This is a genomic window from Pseudomonas sp. NPDC089996, assembly GCF_044748405.1.
In the GTDB taxonomy this organism is placed as follows: Bacteria; Pseudomonadota; Gammaproteobacteria; order Pseudomonadales; family Pseudomonadaceae; genus Aquipseudomonas.
The window spans coordinates 67,656-86,607 of the sequence record NZ_JBIVGA010000001.1; the positions used below are offsets into that span (position 1 = coordinate 67,656).

At 62.2% G+C, this 18,952-nt stretch carries 22 protein-coding genes; 9 read left to right on the plus strand and 13 right to left on the minus strand.

Going from position 1 to position 18,952, the window contains the following annotated elements:
• Position 1: 1 nt before the first annotated feature.
• The 6 genes from ACIPW4_RS00325 to prlC all read right to left on the minus strand — a co-directional run bounded on the left by ACIPW4_RS00325 (position 2) and on the right by prlC (position 8,295).
• Positions 2-1,522: a SulP family inorganic anion transporter gene (locus ACIPW4_RS00325; RefSeq protein ID WP_400653886.1), complete on the minus strand. Its 1,521-nt coding sequence runs from the start codon at positions 1,520-1,522 to the stop codon at positions 2-4.
• Positions 1,523-1,712: 190 nt separating this feature from the next.
• On the minus strand, positions 1,713-2,432 hold the full coding sequence (locus tag ACIPW4_RS00330) for a carbonic anhydrase (RefSeq protein ID WP_400653888.1): 720 nt from the start codon (positions 2,430-2,432) through the stop codon (positions 1,713-1,715).
• Between the two features lie 283 nt (positions 2,433-2,715).
• On the minus strand, positions 2,716-3,771 hold the full coding sequence (locus tag ACIPW4_RS00335; RefSeq protein WP_400653890.1) for a PA0069 family radical SAM protein: 1,056 nt from the start codon (positions 3,769-3,771) through the stop codon (positions 2,716-2,718).
• Positions 3,772-3,836: 65 nt separating this feature from the next.
• The gene (locus ACIPW4_RS00340) at positions 3,837-5,849 is read right to left on the minus strand and encodes a M3 family metallopeptidase (RefSeq protein ID WP_400653892.1); all 2,013 of its coding nucleotides are present in this window, start codon (positions 5,847-5,849) and stop codon (positions 3,837-3,839) included.
• A gap of 116 nt (positions 5,850-5,965) precedes the next feature.
• Positions 5,966-6,247 (minus strand): YheV family putative zinc ribbon protein, encoded by a 282-nt coding sequence (locus ACIPW4_RS00345; RefSeq protein WP_400653894.1) that lies wholly within the window; start codon positions 6,245-6,247, stop codon positions 5,966-5,968.
• Complete coding sequence (gene prlC, locus ACIPW4_RS00350) at positions 6,244-8,295, minus strand: oligopeptidase A (RefSeq protein WP_400653896.1); 2,052 nt, start codon at positions 8,293-8,295, stop codon at positions 6,244-6,246. The genes ACIPW4_RS00345 and prlC overlap by 4 nt, the downstream gene beginning before the upstream one ends.
• Before the next feature lie 102 nt (positions 8,296-8,397).
• Between prlC and ACIPW4_RS00355 the strand changes: the two genes are divergently transcribed.
• Positions 8,398-8,946, plus strand: a complete 549-nt coding sequence (locus tag ACIPW4_RS00355) for a gamma carbonic anhydrase family protein (RefSeq protein ID WP_346652408.1) — start codon at positions 8,398-8,400, stop codon at positions 8,944-8,946.
• A 20-nt stretch (positions 8,947-8,966) separates the two neighbouring features.
• Complete coding sequence (locus ACIPW4_RS00360) at positions 8,967-9,617, plus strand: HAD family hydrolase (protein ID WP_400653898.1); 651 nt, start codon at positions 8,967-8,969, stop codon at positions 9,615-9,617.
• Between the two features lie 121 nt (positions 9,618-9,738).
• On the opposite strand, the gene ACIPW4_RS00365 is transcribed toward ACIPW4_RS00360, so the two are convergent.
• The gene (locus ACIPW4_RS00365) at positions 9,739-10,821 is read right to left on the minus strand and encodes an aminopeptidase (RefSeq protein ID WP_400653900.1); all 1,083 of its coding nucleotides are present in this window, start codon (positions 10,819-10,821) and stop codon (positions 9,739-9,741) included.
• 66 nt (positions 10,822-10,887) lie between these two features.
• Here ACIPW4_RS00365 and ACIPW4_RS00370 point away from each other — a divergent pair, with 66 nt between their 5' ends.
• Both ACIPW4_RS00370 and ACIPW4_RS00375 read left to right on the plus strand, forming a co-directional pair.
• Positions 10,888-11,301 (plus strand): hypothetical protein, encoded by a 414-nt coding sequence (locus tag ACIPW4_RS00370; RefSeq protein WP_400653902.1) that lies wholly within the window; start codon positions 10,888-10,890, stop codon positions 11,299-11,301.
• A 55-nt stretch (positions 11,302-11,356) separates the two neighbouring features.
• The gene (locus ACIPW4_RS00375) at positions 11,357-11,770 is read left to right on the plus strand and encodes a hypothetical protein (RefSeq protein WP_400653903.1); all 414 of its coding nucleotides are present in this window, start codon (positions 11,357-11,359) and stop codon (positions 11,768-11,770) included.
• Between the two features lie 30 nt (positions 11,771-11,800).
• Here ACIPW4_RS00375 and ACIPW4_RS00380 read toward each other — a convergent pair whose 3' ends face one another.
• Together ACIPW4_RS00380 and ACIPW4_RS00385 are read right to left on the minus strand one after the other, a co-directional pair.
• The gene (locus tag ACIPW4_RS00380) at positions 11,801-12,034 is read right to left on the minus strand and encodes a DUF1161 domain-containing protein (RefSeq protein WP_400653905.1); all 234 of its coding nucleotides are present in this window, start codon (positions 12,032-12,034) and stop codon (positions 11,801-11,803) included.
• Positions 12,035-12,108: 74 nt separating this feature from the next.
• A complete protein-coding gene (locus ACIPW4_RS00385) occupies positions 12,109-12,534 on the minus strand; it encodes an OsmC family protein (protein WP_400653907.1) in 426 nt (141 codons plus the stop codon).
• A gap of 154 nt (positions 12,535-12,688) precedes the next feature.
• Between ACIPW4_RS00385 and ACIPW4_RS00390 the strand changes: the two genes are divergently transcribed.
• On the plus strand, positions 12,689-13,693 hold the full coding sequence (locus ACIPW4_RS00390; RefSeq protein ID WP_400653909.1) for an LLM class flavin-dependent oxidoreductase: 1,005 nt from the start codon (positions 12,689-12,691) through the stop codon (positions 13,691-13,693).
• Positions 13,694-13,774: 81 nt separating this feature from the next.
• On the opposite strand, the gene ACIPW4_RS00395 is transcribed toward ACIPW4_RS00390, so the two are convergent.
• Both ACIPW4_RS00395 and ACIPW4_RS00400 read right to left on the minus strand, forming a co-directional pair.
• The gene (locus ACIPW4_RS00395) at positions 13,775-13,996 is read right to left on the minus strand and encodes a DUF1161 domain-containing protein (RefSeq protein WP_400653911.1); all 222 of its coding nucleotides are present in this window, start codon (positions 13,994-13,996) and stop codon (positions 13,775-13,777) included.
• A gap of 105 nt (positions 13,997-14,101) precedes the next feature.
• The gene (locus tag ACIPW4_RS00400) at positions 14,102-14,317 is read right to left on the minus strand and encodes a dodecin (protein WP_400653913.1); all 216 of its coding nucleotides are present in this window, start codon (positions 14,315-14,317) and stop codon (positions 14,102-14,104) included.
• Between the two features lie 150 nt (positions 14,318-14,467).
• Here ACIPW4_RS00400 and ACIPW4_RS00405 point away from each other — a divergent pair, with 150 nt between their 5' ends.
• Positions 14,468-14,791, plus strand: coding sequence for a YqjD family protein (locus ACIPW4_RS00405; RefSeq protein ID WP_400653914.1), 324 nt, complete (start codon positions 14,468-14,470; stop codon positions 14,789-14,791).
• Here ACIPW4_RS00405 and ACIPW4_RS00410 read toward each other — a convergent pair.
• A complete protein-coding gene (locus tag ACIPW4_RS00410; RefSeq protein ID WP_400653916.1) occupies positions 14,788-15,684 on the minus strand; it encodes a LysR family transcriptional regulator in 897 nt (298 codons plus the stop codon). The genes ACIPW4_RS00405 and ACIPW4_RS00410 overlap by 4 nt on opposite strands.
• A 110-nt stretch (positions 15,685-15,794) precedes the next feature.
• On the opposite strand from ACIPW4_RS00410, the gene trpB reads away from it, so the two are divergent.
• Both trpB and trpA read left to right on the plus strand, forming a co-directional pair.
• Positions 15,795-17,012: a tryptophan synthase subunit beta gene (gene trpB, locus ACIPW4_RS00415; protein ID WP_400653918.1), complete on the plus strand. Its 1,218-nt coding sequence runs from the start codon at positions 15,795-15,797 to the stop codon at positions 17,010-17,012.
• On the plus strand, positions 17,009-17,818 hold the full coding sequence (gene trpA / locus ACIPW4_RS00420) for a tryptophan synthase subunit alpha (RefSeq protein ID WP_400653919.1): 810 nt from the start codon (positions 17,009-17,011) through the stop codon (positions 17,816-17,818). The genes trpB and trpA overlap by 4 nt, the downstream gene beginning before the upstream one ends.
• A 120-nt stretch (positions 17,819-17,938) precedes the next feature.
• On the opposite strand, the gene ACIPW4_RS00425 is transcribed toward trpA, so the two are convergent.
• Positions 17,939-18,271, minus strand: a complete 333-nt coding sequence (locus ACIPW4_RS00425; RefSeq protein ID WP_110638934.1) for a DOPA 4,5-dioxygenase family protein — start codon at positions 18,269-18,271, stop codon at positions 17,939-17,941.
• A 56-nt stretch (positions 18,272-18,327) separates the two neighbouring features.
• Between ACIPW4_RS00425 and ACIPW4_RS00430 the strand changes: the two genes are divergently transcribed.
• Positions 18,328-18,873 (plus strand): NAD(P)H-binding protein, encoded by a 546-nt coding sequence (locus ACIPW4_RS00430; protein ID WP_400653922.1) that lies wholly within the window; start codon positions 18,328-18,330, stop codon positions 18,871-18,873.
• The last annotated feature ends 79 nt before the right edge of the window (positions 18,874-18,952 follow it).

Sequence of the window (18,952 nt, forward strand, 5' to 3'; positions counted from 1 at the left end):
ATCAGGTACCAGCAACGCTGCGCAAACGGCCTTCCACCCTGCGCTTGAGCCCTCGCGGCTCGATGCGCAGGTTGCAGCCGCTGGTCTTGCTCCAGTCTTCCAGCAGCTCCAGGCATGAATGGTCGATGTAGGTCAGGTTGGCCAGCGGAACGTGCAGGGTGGTGCCGGCAGGCACGGTGTCCAGCACCTGGGTCAGGGCCGGCACCTTGAGGAAAGTTGCCGCACCACTCAGGCGCAGTTCCATGTGCCCACTGGGTTCCAGCTGCACCAGGCAGATCTTCAGACGCGCAGCCTTGAACGCCAGCTTCAGCAGCGTCAGGGCGAAGCCGAGCAGAACGCCCGTCAGCAAGTCGGTGAAGATGATCGCCATGGCTGTCGCCACATAGGTGAACATCGGCATCCGACCATAACGGCCCAACCCTCGCAGCGCCTTGTAATCAACCAGTTTGATGCCGGTATAGACCAGCACACCAGCCAGGCTTGCCACCGGAATCTGCTGCAGCACGCTACTGAGCACCACCACGAACGCCAACAACCACAAGCCGTGCAAGATTGCCGAAGCGCGGGTCTGTGCCCCCGCCTGGACATTGGCCGAGCTGCGCACGATCACGCCCGTCATTGGCAAGGCACCGAGCAATCCGCAAAGCATGTTGCCGATCCCTTGCGCCGACAGCTCGCGATCGAAATCCGACCGCTGGCCGCTGTGCATGCGATCAACCGCTGCTGCCGACAGCAACGTCTCCGCGCTGGCGATGAACGCCAGGGCGAAAGCGGCAACCAGCAGGGTCGGGTCGGCCAGTTTCATCAGGTCATCGGGACGAATCCAGTCGATGGCTTCGGTCAGGTCTGCGGGCACCTGTACCCGGTTTACCGGCAGCGCCAGCCACATGGCGATGGCCGTCATCGCCGCCACGCCGAGCAGGGCGCCTGGAACGAATCGCAGCCGCTGTGGCCGCAAGCGCTCCCAAGCCCACATGATGGCGATCGTACCCAGCCCGAGCGCACCTGCTTGCCAACCTGAACCCGCACGTTCCAAAGGCAACGCACCGGCCACGGTCGAAGGGAACTCCAACAAGTTCTGCATGCCCGAAGGCTGCGGTGCGGTATCGAACATCACATGCACCTGTGACAGCACGATCAGCACACCAATGCCGGCCAGCATGCCGTAGACCACTGCCGGTGCCGTTACCCGGAACCAGCAGCCCAGGCGCAGGCGCCCGGCAAGCAATTGCAAGATACCCGCGAGCAGCAGGATCGGCCCGAGCATGGCCATGCCATGTTGGCGCACCAGCTCGAACACCAGCACTGCCAGACCCGCCGCCGGGCCGCTGACCTGCAGGGGCGAACCGGCCAGGAAGCCGACCACGATACCCCCGATAATGCCGGTGATCAGGCCCTTGGCCGGCGGCATGCCCGAAGCGATCGCAATACCCATGCATAACGGCAGGGCGACCAGGAAGACCACCACCGAGGCAAGCAACTCACGCGGCAGGGCCGCTTTCAACTGTGTCATGTTCACCATCATTCTCCTTTCTCTGACGCACGGCCATTCCTCTGGCCGTGGGCACGTTGGGCCCTGACAAGCGCGCAGGCGCGGGCCGCCAGCGAGATCGCCAGCAGGGCAGTCAGGGCATTTTCAAGGCAGCCGAAGGCCGCGCCACACCCCGTGGGGGTGCAGCCGGCTATTCAAGGTTCAGCTTTGGACGGGTCGCTTAGTAGCGGCCTCTCGGAGTGGCGCTGGGGATCGGCTCGCCAGCAGCCAGGGGCAGGAAGCTGTCGCTGGCGGCGTCGTAGGCTTCGATCTTGCTGGTCTCGATGTCGTAGACCCAACCGTGGATGTACAGCTGGCCCGCCGCCAGACGCGAGGCCACTGACGGGTGGGTACGCAAGTGGTGCAGCTGGGCAATGACGTTTTCCTTGGTCAGCACCTGCATGCTTTCGTGTTCGCTGCCGCACGAGCAATTGTTCTCGACTACGGTGCGAGCCACTTCGGCGTGACGCAACCAGGCGCCGACGGTGGGCATCTTGTCCAGCGAATGCGGGTTCAATACTGCACGCATGGCGCCGCAGTCGGAGTGGCCACAGATGATGATGTGGTGCACTTTCAGCGCCAGCACGGCGTACTCGATGGCGCTGGACACGCCGCCGTTCATCTGGCCATACGGTGGTACGACGTTACCCACGTTCCGGGTAACGAACAAGTCGCCAGGCGAGCTCTGGGTGATCAGTTCAGGGACGATGCGCGAGTCGGCACAGGTGATGAACATGGCGCGCGGCGTTTGCGCAGTGGCGAGCTTCTTGAACAGCTCCTGCTGATCGGGGAAGACATCATGGTGAAAACGCAGGAAGCCGTCGACGATGTGCTTCAGGGCGGCATCGGCGCTCTCCGCGGGGGCTTGCGGAACGACCTTGGATGGGTCCTTGACGGGCATGATTCATCCTCTTGACGGTGTGTAGGTAAATCCATTTTACCGGTGAAAGATTCTGGCTATGCGCAGAGTTAGATGACGCGCACAGAAGATAGATCACAGTCTTCGCTGACTGGATTCCTACGCTAGCGGGGAAAACTTAACTGAAACTTAATTCGAAGGCTCTAGAACAGGCGTTCCAGATGGATAAGGCGGGAATTGAATAATAGCAAAAAACCATCAACTGCCAAGTGCCATGAGCATAATTATTGTCTCGGATTAGCTGAGCTGGTGATGGCCACTGCTGTCAGAACAACGCCATCTGCCCACCTGGCGGGCAGAACGCCGAGCAATCCAGGGCCTGCTCCTCGCGCCCGGCAAAATCCAGACGCTTCATGGCCTTGGCAAAACGCTGCGCCAGCAATTCGGCAAAGATACCTTCGCCACGCATCCGTGCGCCGAAGCGGCTGTCATACAACTCGCCACCCCGGCTCTGGCGAATCAGGCTGAGCACATGGGCCGCGCGTTGCGGGTAATGGTCCTGCAGCCATTGCTCGAACAACGGCGCCACTTCCAGCGGCAGGCGCAGCATCATGTAGGCAGCGCTCTGTGCACCCGCTTCCCTGGCGGCCTCCAGCAAGCGCTCCAGCTCGCTGTCGTTGATCATTGGAATCATCGGCGAGCACAGGACGCCCACCGGCACACCGGCTTCACGCAATACCCGAATAGCCCGCAACCTGGCCTTGGGTGAGGCCGCGCGGGGCTCGAGCACGCGTTTGAGGTCGTCGTCCAGGGTGGTGAGACTGATCATTACCCGCGCAAGGCGCTGGCTGGCCATTTCCGCCAGCAGGTCGAGGTCACGCAATACCAATGCACCCTTTGTGACAATGGTCACAGGGTGGCGAAAACGTAAAAGCACTTCCAACAGCCGCCGAGTCAGTCGCTGCTCACGCTCGATCGGCTGGTAGGGGTCGGTATTCGAGCCGAGGTTGATCGGCGCGCAAACATAACCCGGCTTGCTCAACTGCTGTATCAGCACATCGGCGGCATTGGTCTTGGCGATCAGTTTGGTTTCGAAGTCCAAGCCAGGCGACAGATCCCAGTAAGCATGCGAAGGGCGGGCATAACAGTAGATGCAACCATGCTCGCAGCCTCGGTAGGGATTGATGGAACGGTCGAAGGGCAGATCTGGCGAAGTGTTGCGGGCGATAATGGTCCTGGCATTTTCCAGTCGCACTTCGGTGCCTTGCGTGAGGGGTACTTCCTGATACCAGCCATCGTCCTCATGCACCGATTGCCGGGGGGCGAAACGGTTATGCGGATTGTGACTGGTACCTCGACCTTTGGCGGGAACGGGAAGCATGACCAAGAACCTTCGATACTGTTTTTTTATACAGTACACCGCACGTGCCATTCCCGCCACTGCCATCAGGCGGACAAGTGCCAGCGTGTATAGGCATCAAGCGACAGGGGCCTGCCAACGAATGCCTGAAACGAAGCCGTCAACCGGCGCAAGCCACCCTTGGACAAGATCTCCTGGCGCATCCGGCGCCCGATCGATGACTCAGGGGCACCGCTCGCTGTAACGGCCCTGAACGCATCGACGGCATGCACTTGTGCCCATTTGTAGCAATAGAACCCCGCTTCGTAACCTGTAACCAGATAATCGAAAGCCTCGACAAACCTTTCCTCCTCGAATGATTCCGGCAAGCCGACATGCCGGGAGGCATCGATGGCAAACTGGCGCAGGTTGCGACCGGCATGGCCGTCGACGTGCGCCATGAAGTCAAACCAGCAACGGCGCAACTTCTCGGCCTCCTTCACGGCCTGCTGGCATCGCAAGCGATCAAGCCACTGCTGCATCTCTGGCAAGGTCACAGCATCAGCGCACTCCGCCGGTTGATGCAACGCGAGCAGGGCAGGCGCGGACCAGCACCACTGCTCCAGCAAAATGCCTACAAATTCGCAGCTGTCAGGGCCCAGGTCCGAGGTTGCGACGCGATTGAGGCGGCGGTGATGGTTGGTAACCAGTAGCTGATGCACGGCATGACCTGCCTCGTGGAACAGCTTGCACAGGTCTTCATGGCTCAATGTGCACGACGCCTGCCCGGGCGTCCGTTTGAAGCTGCAGGAGAGCAGGGCGGTCGGCAAGGTGACGGTGCCATCGGCATGCGTATGGCGCTGGCACATGGGGTAACTGTATGGCCACGGCAATTTGCCAGGGCGTTCGTAGGCATCCAGGTAGATGTGGCCGATCAAGGTGCCGCCCTCACTCACGCTCAGCACTTGTACGTCGGCGTGCCAGCCTGGCGCGGCGGAGGCTGCGATGGTGATCCCGAACAGCCTTTCATGCAACTGCCACAACCCCTGCAAAGCGGCGTCCATGGTGAAGTAATCGCGCATGTTCGCCTCCAGCTCCTCGATGCCTTGCATGCGTAATTTTCGGTTCAGATACGGCACATCCCATGGCGCCACCTCGTCGATGCCAAGGGTTTTGCCCATCACCTGCAAGGATCTCAGGTCTTCCCGCAGGCGAGGCCGGTTGAACTCGATCAGATCGTTGATGAAGCTCTCGACCTGCGTCACGTTGCGCGCGTCTTTGACCTCCAGGCCCAGCTCGGCGGCGTTGCCGCAGCCCAGCAACTGAGCGCGCTCGTGGCGCAGGCGCAGCAATGCCTGCAGTACCGGGGCGTTGTCCAGATCAGAGTTGCCACCCAGGTCCGATGCCAGGCGTCGTGACGCAAGGTAGACGGTTTCGCGCAGCTCACGCACATCAGACCACGCCAGAATCTCTTCGACAGTGCTTTCATTCAGATCGACCAGCCAGCCAGTACCGCCCTGTTCTTTAGCGTTCAACGCCAACCGTTCACGCACGGGCAGCGGCAGGCCGGCCAGCCGAGATGCATCGCAGACCTCTAAAGACCATGCATTTCTGGCATCGATCAGGTTGTTCAAGAATTGCTGTTCCAGTCCGGCAATCGCCCGATCGGTGGCCTGCAACTGCGCCATCTGGCTTGTGGCCAAGCCATGGCCGGCGTAACGGAACCCCCTGATGATCAGTTTGAGGACTGTTCGATGGGCCTCATCCAGCCCGGCCGCATCAATGCGCAGGTAGCCTTCGTACAGACCTGGATTCTCGTGCTTGCATCGTGCCCAATCGAGCAGCAACTGATAACAGGCATCGATGGCCACTGCCCATTCATCACTTTCATAGTTCAACGGAACCAGGCTGTGAAAGAGGTCCTCCAGGCGCTGATCCAGCTGTTCGATGGCCAGCACGAAGGTATCCCAACCTGGCGCTTGGCCGTGATTGGCAATGATCTGCTGCAGCGCTGCGACATTCTGATCGTGGAGGGACTGGAAGGTGGTCTGAACGTGCTCCGGCTGCAACGACGGGTAGTCGAGCAGACCGTTTTCAAGCAATGCGAGGCCTTGATTCAAGGGACACCCAAGGGACAGGAAAAAGGCCGGTCACCTTAAAGGCCCATCGCGCCCCGAATGCAATCCATGGATAGCACCCGGCCAGGCTGGCGCCAACGAGGCGCCAGCCTCGACGGTCACTCCGCTGGCTTCTTCAACTTCGGGTTAGGGAAGAACTGCACCGTCTGCACCTTGGCCGGCGCCGCCTTGGGCGCCTGCTGATTGACCCGCGTACCCAGCTCCTTGGGTACCGACAGGCCCTGCTCGTTGAGGGTGTCGGTGAAGCCGCAGGCCACGCACTCGCGGTGCGGCACGTCGTCTTCACTCCACATCATCAGCTTGTCGGGCTCACTGCACGCCGGGCATACCGCCCCGGCGATGAAGCGCTTCTTGGTCTTGTTCACAGCAACCTCGCTCATGCCGCAGCGTCCTCGGTGAGGCCACTGTGGCGCAGCAATGCATCGATGGAAGGCTCGCGCCCGCGGAAGTCCACGAACAGCTCCATGGGTTCGCGCGAACCGCCGCGGGCCAGGATCGCTTCACGGAAGGCGCGGCCGGTCTCGGCATTCAGCACGCCTTCTTCCTCGAAGCGCGAGAAGGCGTCGGCCGACAGCACTTCAGCCCACTTGTAGCTGTAGTAGCCCGCTGCATAACCGCCAGCGAAGATATGCGCGAAGCTGTTGGGGAAGCGGTTGTACGCCGGCGGGCGCATCACCGAAACTTCGTCGCGCACGCCTTCGAGCACCTGCAGCACGCTGCGGCCGTCACCGTGGCTGGCATGCAGCTCGAAGTCGAACAGCGAGAACTCCAGCTGGCGCACCATCATCATGCCGGACTGGAAGTTCTTCGCCGCCAGCATCTTGTCCAGCAGGTCCTGGGGCAGGGCCTCACCGCTTTCATGGTGACCGGATATCAGTGCCAGCCCTTCCGGCTCCCAGCACCAGTTTTCCATGAACTGGCTCGGCAGCTCGACGGCGTCCCAGGCCACACCATTGATGCCGGAAACACCGGCATGCTCGATGCGGGTCAGCATATGGTGCAGGCCGTGGCCGAACTCGTGGAACAGCGTGGTGACTTCATCGTGGGTCAGCAGGGCAGGTTTGCCTGGCGCAGCCGGGGTGAAGTTGCACACCAGGTTGGCCACCGGGCTCTGCAGCTCGCCGCCGGCCGTAAGGCGGCGATCGCGGGCGCCGTCCATCCAGGCACCGCCACGCTTGTTGGCGCGTGCGTAGAGGTCGAAGAAGAAGCGGCCAACGTGCTGGCCGTTTTCCTTGATCTCGAACAGGCGCACGTCCGGGTGCCAGCTGTCGAAACCCTTGAGTTCGGCGATCTCGATGCCGTACAGGCGCTGGACGATGCTGAACAGGCCGCTGAGTACCTTGTCGATTGGGAAGTAGGCGCGCAGGGTTTCCTGCGACACGCTGTAACGCTGCTCGCGCAGCTTTTCACCGAAATAACCGGCATCCCAGCTGGCCAGCTCAGGGCAGCCCTGCTCGGCGGCGTAGGCCTTGAGCTGCTCCAGGTCCTGGGCGGCAAATGGCTTGGAACGCTTGGCCAGGTCGCGCAGGAAGCTCAGCACCTGGTCGCTGGACTCGGCCATCTTGGTCGCCAGGCTCAGCTCGGCGTAGTTCTTGTAGCCCAGCAGCCCGGCCAGTTCCTGGCGAAGGTCGAGGATTTGCTGCATGACCGGGCCATTGTCGAACTGGCCAGCATTCGGGCCTTGGTCCGAGGCACGGGTGCAATACGCGGCATACAGCTCTTCGCGCAGCGCTCGGTCGCTGGCGTAGGTCATCACGGCGTAGTAGCTGGGGAATTCCAGGGTGATCAGCCAGCCATCCAGCCCCTTGGCCTGGGCGGCGGCGGCCATCTGCGCCTTGGCCGAGTCGGTCAGGCCGGCCAGCGCGCCTTCGTCGGTGACATGCTTGGTCCAGGCCTGAGTGGCGTCGAGCAATTGGTTGGAGAAGCGGCTGCCCAGCTCGCTCAGCTTGCTCTGCACTTCGGCATAACGCTGCTGCTGGTCAGCAGGCAGGTCGATGCCCGACAGGCGGAAGTCACGCAGGGCATGCTCGAGGATGGTCTTTTGCGCTACGTCGAAGCCTGCGGCTTCCGGGCTGTTGACCAGCGCCTGGTAGGCTTCGAACAACGCACGGTTCTGGCCCAGTTCGGTAGAGTAGGCACTCAACGCTGGCAGGCACGACTCATAAGCCTCGCGCAGTTCCTGGCTGTTGCACACCGCATTGAGGTGGCTGACCGGGCTCCAGGCGGCACCCAGGCGGTCGTTCAGTTCGTCCATGGCCAGCACCAGGCCGGCCCAGGTCGGGTTGCCGCCCTGCTGTTCGAGGATCTCGACAATGGCTTTACGGTTGTCGGCCAGGATCGCTTCGATCGCCGGCAACACGTGTTCGGCACGGATTTGCGAGAAGGGCGGCAGATCGTAGGACTGCAGAAGTGGGTTGTTCGCACTCACGGTTCGGATACCTTGGCAGGAGAAACACTGCCCCATCTTAATTACAATCGACGCCGACCGCAGCAGGCAGCCTGCCTATCGGCACAGATGAGAGACGCTATCATGGCCATCCGCAGCTTCCAGCAACACACTCCGAAAGTGGGACTCAGGGCTTTCGTCGACCGTTCGGCGGTGGTCCTGGGTGATGTGGAAATCGGCGAGGACAGCTCTGTCTGGCCGCTTACGGTGATCCGCGGCGACATGCACCGCATCCGCATTGGCGCACGCACCAGCGTGCAGGACGGCAGCGTGCTGCACATCACCCACGCGGGCCCTTTCAACCCCGACGGTTTTCCGCTGATCATCGGTGACGAAGTGACCATCGGTCACAAGGTCATGCTGCATGGCTGCACCTTGGGCAACCGCATCCTGGTCGGCATGGGCAGCACCATCATGGATGGCGCCATCGTCGAAGACGAAGTGATCATCGGTGCCGGCAGCCTGGTGCCGCCCGGCAAGCGCCTGATCAGCGGCTACCTGTACATGGGCAGCCCAGTGAAGCAGGTGCGCCCGCTGAACGATCAGGAGCACGCCTTCTTTCCCTACAGCGCCGGCAACTACGTCAAGCTCAAGGACCAGCACCTGGCCGAAGGCTACGACCAACCGCAATGATCCCGACTACCGAGACGAACATGCACCAGCAGAACATCCTCTTCGACCTCGACGGTACCTTGACCGACCCGCGTCTGGGCATCACCCGCTCGATCCAGTATGCCCTGGCCAAGCTGGGTATCGACGAGCCCGAACTGTCCCGCCTGGAACACTTCATCGGCCCACCGCTGCTGCAGGCATTCATGCAGTTCTACAGCTTCGATGAAGCCAGGGCGTGGGAAGCGGTGAATTTCTATCGCGAACGTTTCCGTGTCACGGGCTTGTACGAGAACCTGGTGTTCGACGGCGTGCCAGAGCTGCTTGAGGCGTTGAATGGCCAAGGCCGGACGCTGTACATCGCCACCTCGAAACCATGGGAGTTCGCCCGGGAAATTGCCCGGCACTTTGCTTTCGATCACCACTTCAAAGTGATCTATGGCAGCGAGTTGGATGGAACGCGGACCAACAAGGTCGAGCTGATCCGTCATCTGCTGGATGAGGAAGGGCTGGACCCGGCGCAGACGCTGATGATCGGGGACCGCAAGCATGATCTGATCGGTGCCCGCAGCAATGGTTTGCAGGCGGTGGCGGTGGGGTATGGGTTTGGTAGCCAGGAAGAGCTGGTGGCCGAGGCGCCGGCTTTCCACTTCGCCACCGTGGCCGATATGCATCGAGCCTTCATCCAAGGCTGAGGGCCATGGGGCTGCTTTGCCTTTCGCGACACAAGGCCGCTCCTACAAGGGATTGCGTACTCCTGTAGGAGCGGCCTTGTGTCGCGAAAGGGCCGCAAAGCGGCCCCAAAATCTCACAGGCTCACATCAACCGCTGCAACTCCACCTTTCTGTCAGCTGCAGGCAACCGCCCAAGCTCCTCGACCCGCTCATAAAACCGCCCCCAGTCGCCACCCACCTCCCGGAACAGCGCCGCAAATGCCGGCACCCACTGGTCATAAAGCCCGAATGGCAACAGCTTGGCATTGCTCAACGGCGCGTAGATCCATGCGTCATAGCGCTTGTCCCCATTCCACTGGCTGTCCCGCACCTGCTTGTACTCAGCTCGCAAGCGCTCGAATTCCGCCTGCTTGGCCACCCGCTTGTGCGCATCGTCCAGCGGCCCGGCATAGATCGCCTGCAACCGCTCACGGCTAGCCAGCAGCAACCGTGTGAACCCGTCGCGCTGCTGCGACTGATCCTCCCCAGTCACCGCAAGCCCACGCGCCAAGCGCCATTGCCGCGTGCCTTCCTGCTCGACGAAAGTGGCAAACGACTCGTTGAACTCGGTGTCGTCCTGCACATAAAAGCGCTGATGAGCCAGTTCGTGGAAGATCAGCGTGGCCAGCCGCTCATCCCCCCAACCGACCATCGACGACAGAATCGGGTCGTCGAACCAGCCCAGCGTCGAATAGGCCTCGACACCGCTCACGTACACATCCAGACCTTGCTGGCGCATCAATGCCGCCGCGCCACGCGCAGCACCTTGGCGGTAATAGCCGCGGTAGGCGACGCAGCCGGCAATGGGAAAACAGTGCGTGACCGGCTGCAACGACAGTTCAGGGGTGGCAAAAACGTTCCACACCACATAGGGGCGCTGAAGGTCGGCATACAGCCGATAGCTTCGGTTTTCCGGCAATTTGAGATGTTCGCTGGCAAAAGCACGGGCCTCTTCGGCGTGTGCCAGACGAGCGCGCAAGCGCGGGCTGCTAGCCGGGTCGGCGATCACCTTGTCCACAGGCTGACGCGCCCGTAACAGCTGCCATTGCCCCTCGGCCAACTGGCCGTAATACCCCACAGTGCTGCAACCGTTCAGCAGAAAGGCACCCAGCAGCGGAACCAAATGCCTGAAAAGGCGGTCGAGTGGCCCAGGGCCTGAGCGCTTGAAAAGAACAAAGAGATCCATCTGGAGCTACCCACTCGCTCAAGGCCAATGCGCTCCAAGACTATCTCGCCAAGGGGGAGTTTCGCCATGCGTGCACTACTGGTCACCGGCTCGCTGCTGCTGGTTTCTGCCTGTTCGACCCTGCCCGAGCCGGACCCTAACCTGGCCTGGGTCGACCTCACCCCCTACGGCGATACCTCGCTGGACGCGAAACAGGTGGACGAGCGCGACTGGGCCGACACCCGCTACTTCGAAGTGCAGCCTGGTAGCCACGAACTGACCGTGCGCTATCAGTTCCCGGTCACGCCGAGCAACATCGGGCCGGTCGACGCGCCGCTGTGGCGCGATTGCCAGGTCAAGCTGACCTTCAAGGATTTCAACGCCGGGCAACGCTACCAGCTGCAGGCCGGCAGCATCGGCTTCCGTCCGTGGATCAAACTCTACGATCATCAGCAAAAGCTGCTCGGTCAGGGCCTGCCAGCAGGTTGCCAACGCACCTGAACCACACAAACGGCGCTATGCTTGTAACTCGTGTATCGCGAGTGGGAGTTTTGCCATGCGCCAGCCCATGATGCTGATCGCCCTCAGTGCACTGGGGGCTTGCGCCAGCCCCTTGCCGCCTGTCGACCCCGCCAAAGCCTGGGTCGACCTCTACACCGTGACCCCTGGCCGCCTGCTCATGGCCGACCGCCTCGACGGCCAGCGCCTGGACGATGGCCGCTACTTCCAGGTAACCCCTGGCAAGCATGAACTGGTGGTGCGATTCGACTATGAAATCTATGCCGGCGGCATGCTCACCAGTCCCAAGGACCGTACCTGCTACCTGACGGTGCGCTTCGGCGACTTCAAGGCAGGCGAGCGCTATCGCCTGGAGGCGCGAGCGCCAGTGATGGAACCACAGGTGCTGCTGTACGACGCCAGCCGAACGGTGCTGGTGAACGAACCGAGCGACGTGTTCTGCATTCCATAAGCAGTGGGGCCGCATTGCGGCCCCGCTCATTTACTTATCGTTCTTCTGGTAAATGATTTTTTTCGTCCCCCCGTCACAGCTGCCGACGACCATGTTCGGGTCCTTCGCCTCACTGTTGGGCACGATTTCCAGGGTGTAGGACGTTACTCCCCGGGCCTGAATCTTGGCTTCGATCTCGGCCTTGAGTTCTTCGCACGGTTTCACTGCCGCCAACGCAGAAGTGGCCATAAGCGAAGCCAGCACAACGATTGCTAAGCGAATCATGTAACGGCTCCTGGCAAGGCAGCTAGCGCTGCCGACGCTGTTTAGACTACAGCAAACAGTCACCGTTGCGCCGCCTAGGCCACCAATGTAGCGTCCAGGCTGATCTTCGCATTGAGTACCTTGGACACCGGGCAACCGGCCTTGGCCTTGTTGGCGATTTCGAGGAACTGCGCCTCGCTGGCCCCCGGCACCTTCGCCTTGAGGATCAGGTGCACGGCGGTGATGGCAAAGCCGTCTGGCTGCTTGTCCAGCGTCACTTCAGCAATGGTATCGATGCGATCGGCAGTGAGCCCGGCCTCACCGAGCATCATCGACAGCGCCATCGAGAAGCAGCCGGCATGGGCAGCACCGATCAGTTCTTCCGGGTTGGTGCCCGGCGAGCCCTCGAAACGGGTGTTGAAGCCGTATGGGTTCTGCTTGAGCGCGCCGCTTTCAGTAGAAAGCAGGCCTTTGCCATCCTTAAGGCCGCCTTGCCAGATCGCCGATGCTGTCTTTTTCATGTTGCCTCCTGGTCGTAGGGTTACTTGCCTACATTTTCGAGGCCCGTGTCTTACGGCAAGTTCAGAGCAATTACCCAGTGAGCATTGAATACTTCGAATCTGCCCATACAGATTCGAAAAGGCCTTCGGGCCAATCACTCTTGCGGAGGCTCCAATGACGCAGCTGCGTGACCTGAAGATTTCCACCCTCGACCTGGTGCCGGTGCGCGCCGACCAAGGTCCGGCGCAATCGCTGCACAACTCGCTGGACCTGGCTCGGCATGTCGAGCGGTTTGGCTACAATCGCTTCTGGGTGGCCGAACACCACAACATGGACGGCATCGCCAGCTCGGCCACTTCGGTACTGATCGGCTACCTGGCAGGCGGCACGACGACCATCCGCGTCGGCTCCGGCGGCGTCATGCTGCCCAACCATGCGCCGCTGGTGATCGCTGAGCAGTTCGGCACATTGGCAAGCCTGTATCCCGGGCGGATCGACCTGGGCCTGGGGCGTGCGCCAGGGTCCGACCAGATGACCGCCTACGCCCTGCGCCGCGACCGCGCCGGCAGTGCCGACAACTTCCCGGATGATGTCGAGGAGCTGTCGCGCTACCTCGGCCCACGTACCGATGATCAAAAAGTGATCGCCGTGCCCGGCCACGACACCGACGTGCCGCTGTGGCTGCTGGGTTCGAGCCTGTTCAGCGCGCAACTGGCCGGCATGCGCGGCATGCCGTACGCCTTTGCCTCGCACTTTGCCCCGCGTTTCATGCATGAAGCGATCCGCATCTATCGCGACCACTTCAAGCCATCGACCACGCTGGACAAACCCTATGTGATGTTGGGAATTCCGATGGTGGTGGCCGAAACCGACGACAAAGCCGAATACCTGGCAACCTCGGTCTACCAGCGCATCCTGGCGCTGATTCGTGGCCAGAGCCTGATGCAAAAGCCGCCTGTGCCGAGCATGGATGGGCTGTGGCTACCCCATGAGCGCGATGCGGTGGCGAGTTTCCTGGGGCTGGCAATGATCGGCAGCCCGCAGAAGGTCAGGGCCAAGGTGGAGGTACTGCTGGAGCAGACCGGGGCGGACGAGCTGATCTTTACCTGCGATCTGTATGAGCATGCGGACCGGGTGCGGTCCTATGAGCTGATGGCGCAGGCCTTGAAGACGGAGTGACCCTCCTCGCGGGCTTGCCCGCTCCCACAGGTGCGGCGCTATACCTGTGGGAGCGGGCGCGCCCGCGAAGCATCCAGCGCATCAGCCGCGGCGGTAGACGATCTCTTTGCTACCGCCCTCGCAGGTGCCAACCACTTTGCCAGCCGGGTCGCCCTTTTTGACCACCTCCAGCGTGTAGCCCTTCACGCCCTTGGCATCAAGCTTCGAGGCGATCTCCGCCTTGAGCTCTTCGCATGGCTTTCCGGCCGCCATCGCACCGCCCGCCAATGCCATCAAACCCAACGCCAGCATCAGTTTCTTCATCAATCGCATTCCTTGTACAGATGAGAAAAGACCAAAAGGGCGCCGCCAAGGCGCCCTCCGGAGTTATAACGCCATCACGCCGGGCTATTCCAGCCCGGGAATGTTTCAGCTGTTGGCGATGCGAAAGCCAACCTTCAGCGTGACCTGAAAATGCGCGGCCTTGTTGTCGCGGATATGGCCACGGGTATCGATCACTTCGAACCACTCCAGGTGCTTGATGCTCTTGCCGGCTTCGGCCAAGGCATTGTTGATCGCCTCTTCGATGCTGTTATGGGACGAACCCACCAGCTCGATCTTCTTGTAGGTGTGATGATCAGTCATGAGCGCTCTCCTTGGGTGACGGTGAAATTGAGCCTAGCAGCGCAGGCCTGGTTTACCTGCGAGCCACTGCCGTTCGGTAAAGTTCGATCGCACTTTCCCGCAGCCCGGCAGTCGCACTCCTTACAGCCCATACTGCAAAGGAGAGTCAACATGCACCGCAACTCGCTGCGTAAAACATCCCTGGAAAGCATGGAAGCGGAGATCGAAAGCCTGCTGAAAAGCCTGGAAAGCCTGAAGCACGATGCCTCCGAGGAAACCCAGAAATCGGTGAAGGCGATGCGCAGCAACGCGGAAAGCGCGCTGCGCCATTCGCGCAGCCTTGTCAGCGATGCCTATGAGGAGGTCAAAGAGCGCACCCGCCAGACCGGCATCGCCACCCGCGACTACGCCCAAGAGCACCCATACACCACCGCAGGCGTTGCAATTGGCGCGCTGGGCCTGCTGGCGGCCTATCTGTTGTGCAAGCGCAACTAAGCGCTCTGTCTGGCCAGCTCGGCGCGTAGCCACTGCGCCAGTTGCTCGGCGCGCTCATCCGCGGCGCGCCGGGGCACCCACAGCGCCAGCGCGGCAGGGGTCGGCGAAAAGCCCCAAGGCGCACTCAAACGCCCCGCTCGCAAATCGTCGGCAACCAGCGGTTGTGGCGCAATCGCGACACCCAAGCCGGCAACCGCTGCCTCCAGCAGGTAATACAGGTGCTCGAACGCCTGGCCGTACTGCAATGCACCAGACTCCAGCCCTTGTTCTGCCGCCCACGTTGGCCAGGCCTGCGGGCGCGAGGTGGTGTGCAGCAGCGCTTCGTCCAACAGGGCCTTGGCGGGTGCGGCCTGCAAGCGGTCGAAACTGGCGAAGTGCGGGCTGAGCACCGGGCCGATGCGCTCTTGCGCCAGCACATGGACCTGCATGTCCGCTGGCCACGGCGGTTCGGCATACACCAGCAACGCATCCAGCCCTGGCCGGCGCGGGTCCAGGTCGCCTTCACCCGCTGACAGGTGCAGGCGCAACTCGGGCAGGTCGGCCTTCAACCGCCCCAAACGCGGGATGAACCAGCGCGCCAGCAGGCTACCGGAACATCCCAGCACAAATGGCGCCTCGCTCACATCCCGGCTCAACTCGGCGCATGCACTACGCAGGCGGTCGAACGCCTCGGCGCTGGCGTCACGCAGACGCACTCCGGCATCTGTGAGTTTGATGCCACGCCCGTCCTTGACGAACAGGGCCACGCCCAGGTGCTCTTCAAGCACCTTGATCTGCCGGCTGACGGCGCCATGGGTAACGTGCAGCGCTTCGGCCGCCTGGCTGACGCTATTGACCCGGGCAGTGGCCTCGAAGGCCCGCAGGGCATTGAGGGGAGGGAGATCGTGAGCCATTCTACCTGTGATTTTTTCTGACGAGTTTGCGCGATCTTATCGGTTTTCAGCCGGGCTTGCCGTAGTTAGAGTAAAGCCCATCACTCATTCATTACGCCCTGGAGCGACTCATGACCCAGTCCCAATACCGTCCCGGCCCCGACGCCAACGGCCTGTTCGGCTCGTTCGGCGGCCGCTACGTGGCCGAAACCCTGATGCCGCTGGTGCTGGACCTGGCCCGCGAGTACGAAGCGGCCAAGGCCGACCCCAAGTTCCTCGAAGAACTCGCCTACTTCCAGCGCGACTACATCGGCCGCCCGAACCCGCTGTACTTTGCCGAACGCCTGACCGAACACTGCGGCGGCGCGAAGATTTTCTTCAAACGTGAAGAGCTCAACCACACCGGCGCGCACAAGGTAAACAACTGCATCGGCCAAGTGCTGCTGGCCAAGCGCATGGGCAAGAAGCGCCTGATCGCCGAAACCGGCGCCGGCATGCACGGCGTGGCCACCGCCACCGTCGCTGCGCGCTTCGGCCTGCCTTGCGTGATCTACATGGGTGCCACCGACATCGAGCGCCAGCAGGCCAACGTGTTCCGCATGAAGCTGCTGGGCGCCGAAATCGTCCCGGTCACCGCAGGCACCGGCACACTGAAGGACGCCATGAACGAGGCCCTGCGCGACTGGGTCACCAACGTCGACGATACCTTCTACCTGATCGGCACCGTGGCCGGCCCGCACCCGTACCCGGCGATGGTCCGCGACTTCCAGTCGATCATCGGCAAGGAAACCCGCGCCCAGCTGCAAGAGAAGGAAGGTCGCCTGCCAGACAGCCTGATCGCCTGCGTGGGCGGTGGCTCCAACGCCATGGGCCTGTTCCATGAGTTTCTCGAAGAACCGAGCGTGAAGATCATCGGCGTCGAAGCCGGCGGCCACGGCGTGGATACCGACAAGCACGCGGCCAGCCTGAACGGCGGCGTACCGGGGGTGCTGCACGGCAACCGCACCTACCTGCTGCAGGACGAAGACGGCCAGATCACCGACGCCCACTCGATTTCCGCCGGCCTCGACTACCCGGGCATTGGCCCGGAGCACGCCTACCTGCACGAAGTGAAGCGCGTCGAGTACGTCAGCATCACCGACGACGAAGCGCTGGATGCGTTCCACGCCAGCTGCCGCCTTGAAGGCATCATTCCGGCCCTGGAAAGCTCCCACGCCCTGGCCGAAGCGATCAAACGCGCACCGGGCCTGCCCAAGGACCACCTGATGGTGATCTGCCTGTCCGGCCGCGGCGACAAAGACATGCAAACCGTGATGAACCATATGGCAGCCCAGGAGAAACAGGCATGAGCCGTCTTGAACAACGCTTCGCCGAACTGAAGGCTGAGGGCCGCTCCGCGCTGGTCACCTTCGTCACTGCTGGTGACCCGGGCTACGATGCTTCGCTGCAGATCCTCAAGGGCCTGCCGGCAGCTGGCGCCGATGTGATCGAACTGGGCATGCCGTTCACCGACCCGATGGCAGACGGCGTGGCCATCCAGCTCGCCACCCTGCGCGCCCTGGAAGCCGGCCAGACCCTGGCAAAAACCCTGCAGATGGTTCGCGAATTTCGTGTGGATAACCACACTACGCCAATCGTGCTGATGGGTTACTACAACCCGATTCACCGCTTCGGTGTGGATAAGTTCGTCGGCGAAGCCAAGGCCGCTGGCGTCGATGGCCTGATCATCGTCGACCTGCCGCCAGAGCACGACGCCGAGCTGGCCACCCCGGCCCAGGCCGCAGGCATCGACTTCATCCGCCTGACTACCCCGACCACCGACGATGCGCGCCTGCCGCGTGTGCTGGAGCGCAGCTCCGGGTTCGTCTACTACGTGTCGGTGGCGGGCGTGACCGGTGCCGGCTCCGCAACCACCGAGCATGTGACCGAAGCGGTTGCCCGTCTGCGTCGGCATACCGACCTGCCGATCAGCGTGGGTTTCGGTATTCGTACGCCGGAACAGGCCGCCGCGATCGCGCGCTTGGCCAATGGTGTGGTGGTGGGGTCGGCATTGGTCGACAAGATTGCCCAGGCCAAGAATGCCGATCAGGCCGTGAGCGATGTATTGAGCCTGTGCTCGGCACTGGCTGAAGGCGTACGCGGCGCCCGTCGCTAAACCGCGTCGCCTGCTTCGCGGGCAAGCCCGCTCCCACAGTTACAGCGCCGCTCTCAAGGGCTGCGCCGTCCTTGTGGGAGCGGGCGTGCCCGCGAAGAGGCCAGCAAAGGAAGTGAAAATCTATCCGCCAAAAATCGACAGCTTCAAAGGCCGCACAGCCCCCATCCAGATCGCATGATCCCGGTGATCTGCCAGCTCATCCCCGGTCAGCGGATGCAGAAACACCACCAACCCCTTCCGATACAGTGCCAACCACGGCAACACCACCCCCACGAACTCCGGCTCGAAGGCCAGCTGACAGCTCCAGTCCGGGTGCGGCCCGACCGGCTTCTGGTGCATGCGCCCCATGGTCACGGGAAACAGCCGCGCCGCCTCCTCGCACAGTTCACGGGCCTGCTCGATGGTCGAGGCGTCGTAGTAAACGTGGGCGTGGTAACCCTTGATCCTCTGCACGATGACTCCTGATTGCGGTCCAACCATCACCCCCACCAGCAAAAGGGAGTGATGCGGTGAAAAATGCCGAAACCCCAGTGTTCAAACTGGTGTTGTTCGGGGCTCAAAGCAGCCTGGGCAACGCCCTGATGGACGAGCTGCTGGCGCGCCAGCACGAGGTCATTGCGATCGTCGACGACCTCAATCGCCATGCGCCACGCCCTGGCCTGCATTTCAAGATAGGCGCGCTGGGCGATGCCGACCAGGCGGAGCAGGGCGCGGCAGGGGGCTCGGCGGTGATTGCCCTGCTGTCGCCGGGTGATCTGGCGGCGCAGGTGCAGGCGAGCGAAGCGCTGGTCGCCGGGCTTGCCCGCACGACTATACGCCGGCTGTTGCTGGTGGGCGATTTTGATGTGCTGGATGAGCCGGGCAAGTACATCGAGGCTGAGCGTGCATGTGTTGATCGGGTGGTCGATGGGCTGCAGCGCAGCGCATTGCGCTGGACGCTGATCAACATGCCGCCAACGCTTGCCGATGAGGGCTTGGCACGCGTGGCGGCGGGGATGGTGGATATGCTGGAACTGGACTTGCACCGAGGCGAGCATTTGAACTTCGTGGTCTAGATTGCTGGGGCTGCTGCGCAGCCCTTTCGCGACGCAAGGCCGCTCCTACAGTAATACGCGATCGCCTGTAGGAGCGGCC

Excerpts from the sequence above, each read along its gene's own strand:
- ACIPW4_RS00325 (WP_400653886.1), bottom strand. The coding sequence starts at position 1,522 with ATGGTGAACATGACACAGTTGAAAGCGGCCCTGCCGCGTGAGTTGCTT.
- ACIPW4_RS00330 (WP_400653888.1), bottom strand. The coding sequence starts at position 2,432 with ATGCCCGTCAAGGACCCATCCAAGGTCGTTCCGCAAGCCCCCGCGGAG.
- ACIPW4_RS00335 (WP_400653890.1), bottom strand. The coding sequence starts at position 3,771 with ATGCTTCCCGTTCCCGCCAAAGGTCGAGGTACCAGTCACAATCCGCAT.
- ACIPW4_RS00345 (WP_400653894.1), bottom strand. The coding sequence starts at position 6,247 with ATGAGCGAGGTTGCTGTGAACAAGACCAAGAAGCGCTTCATCGCCGGG.
- ACIPW4_RS00355 (WP_346652408.1), top strand. The coding sequence starts at position 8,398 with ATGGCCATCCGCAGCTTCCAGCAACACACTCCGAAAGTGGGACTCAGG.
- ACIPW4_RS00360 (WP_400653898.1), top strand. The coding sequence starts at position 8,967 with ATGCACCAGCAGAACATCCTCTTCGACCTCGACGGTACCTTGACCGAC.
- ACIPW4_RS00365 (WP_400653900.1), bottom strand. The coding sequence starts at position 10,821 with ATGGATCTCTTTGTTCTTTTCAAGCGCTCAGGCCCTGGGCCACTCGAC.
- ACIPW4_RS00370 (WP_400653902.1), top strand. The coding sequence starts at position 10,888 with ATGCGTGCACTACTGGTCACCGGCTCGCTGCTGCTGGTTTCTGCCTGT.
- ACIPW4_RS00375 (WP_400653903.1), top strand. The coding sequence starts at position 11,357 with ATGCGCCAGCCCATGATGCTGATCGCCCTCAGTGCACTGGGGGCTTGC.
- ACIPW4_RS00380 (WP_400653905.1), bottom strand. The coding sequence starts at position 12,034 with ATGATTCGCTTAGCAATCGTTGTGCTGGCTTCGCTTATGGCCACTTCT.
- ACIPW4_RS00385 (WP_400653907.1), bottom strand. The coding sequence starts at position 12,534 with ATGAAAAAGACAGCATCGGCGATCTGGCAAGGCGGCCTTAAGGATGGC.
- ACIPW4_RS00390 (WP_400653909.1), top strand. The coding sequence starts at position 12,689 with ATGACGCAGCTGCGTGACCTGAAGATTTCCACCCTCGACCTGGTGCCG.
- ACIPW4_RS00395 (WP_400653911.1), bottom strand. The coding sequence starts at position 13,996 with ATGAAGAAACTGATGCTGGCGTTGGGTTTGATGGCATTGGCGGGCGGT.
- ACIPW4_RS00400 (WP_400653913.1), bottom strand. The coding sequence starts at position 14,317 with ATGACTGATCATCACACCTACAAGAAGATCGAGCTGGTGGGTTCGTCC.
- ACIPW4_RS00405 (WP_400653914.1), top strand. The coding sequence starts at position 14,468 with ATGCACCGCAACTCGCTGCGTAAAACATCCCTGGAAAGCATGGAAGCG.
- ACIPW4_RS00410 (WP_400653916.1), bottom strand. The coding sequence starts at position 15,684 with ATGGCTCACGATCTCCCTCCCCTCAATGCCCTGCGGGCCTTCGAGGCC.
- trpB (WP_400653918.1), top strand. The coding sequence starts at position 15,795 with ATGACCCAGTCCCAATACCGTCCCGGCCCCGACGCCAACGGCCTGTTC.
- trpA (WP_400653919.1), top strand. The coding sequence starts at position 17,009 with ATGAGCCGTCTTGAACAACGCTTCGCCGAACTGAAGGCTGAGGGCCGC.